The sequence below is a fragment of the Nesterenkonia sedimenti genome (assembly GCF_012641515.1).
Lineage (GTDB): Bacteria > Actinomycetota > Actinomycetes > Actinomycetales > Micrococcaceae > Nesterenkonia > Nesterenkonia sedimenti.
The window spans coordinates 1-1,300 of sequence record NZ_JABAHY010000039.1 but is presented as its reverse complement, the minus strand read 5'-3'; the positions used below and the strand labels follow the sequence as shown (position 1 = coordinate 1,300).

Below are 1,300 nucleotides of genomic sequence, written 5' to 3'. Positions count from 1 at the left end.
TCAGACTCACAGATAGCTTCGGTGGGTCCGTTGGATGTGCCCGGCCTGTCGAAGTAGGCCAGGATGTCAGCAGCTCGTCGGTTCAGAGTCCGGCCCAGCTTCTTTAACTCGACCAGCTTCACGGGAATCCCGCGACGCAGGGAGTGGATGACCTCGGTGAGTATCTGCTTGCCCATGGGCTTCGACGGGCACCGGTAGGCGGCGACGATCTTCTGATAGATCCGCCAGCTCGCCTCAACTTCCACGTGCTCATCGGCGGCGAATACCGCGGTCAGCTTGCGGTCCTGAGGATCGGTGAGCAGATCCGCCCCGGTGCGCAACGTTCTACGTGCCCCGTAGAGGGGATCACCTGATCGCCCGCGGTGCCCGGTGGTCTCACGCTGAACCCGCTGGCGGGCTTGATCCAAGGCGTCCCCGGCTAAAGCAACGACGTGGAAGGGATCCATCACCGCTACCGCTTCGGGGAGCTCTTCGCTGGTGGCGGTCTTAAACCCGGAGAAACCGTCCATGGCCACCACCTCAATGCCTTCTCGGAAGCCCTGGGGCTGAGCGTCCAACCAGGTCTTGAACACGGCCTTGGACCGACCCGGGACCATGTCCAGCAGCCGGGCAGGCCCGATCCCGGCGCGGACCGGGGTCAGGTCGATGACCACCGTGACGTAGTGCGACCCCTTGCCGGTGTGGCGCCAGCAGTGCTCATCAACCCCGATGACTTTCACCCCGTCGAACCGGGTGGGGTCCTCAATCAACAGCTGCCGGCCGGCGGTGAGCACCGCGTCGTTGACGGTGTGCCACGAAGCAGCCAGGGCGGCTGCAACCCGAGCGATAGACATCCTGTCGATGACCACTGATTTCAGCGCCCACAGCACCGCATGCCTGCTCAGCTTCGCCCGCGGGGCCGCAGCCTGGGATGTATCTTGCCGCCAGACCCTGGCACAGTCAGCACACCGATACCGGCGGACCCGGACCCAGAGAGCGGTGGGCCGCCACCCCAGTGGTAGGTGCGCCAACTTCCGTATCACTGTGCCTCTGGGCACGCCTTGGCCGCCGCAGCCCCGGCACCACGGATCATCCTCAGCGACTCGGCATTCCAGGATCGCCCGGTCACGACGGATCAGCTGGCCGGTAACGACGAGCCCGAGCGCATCGAGCAGGCAGAAACTGTTGAGGTCAGGACAGGTGAAACTAGGCTTGAGCACGTCGAGGTCTTTCGAGTGGAAGGCGTAGGAACCTCCATCATCGGAAGGCCTCGACTCTTATCCAGCCACCGCCACGCCGCTGCTCCCCGTCCCTGCCTCTA

At 64.5% G+C, this 1,300-nt stretch carries 1 protein-coding gene; it reads right to left on the bottom strand.

What is annotated here, in order from left to right; all coding sequences use genetic code 11:
• The coding region (locus HGQ17_RS14825; protein WP_168888727.1) for an ISL3 family transposase at nt 1-1,199 on the bottom strand (1,199 nt) is incomplete at its 3' end.
• Between the last annotated feature and the right edge of the window lie 101 nt (nt 1,200-1,300).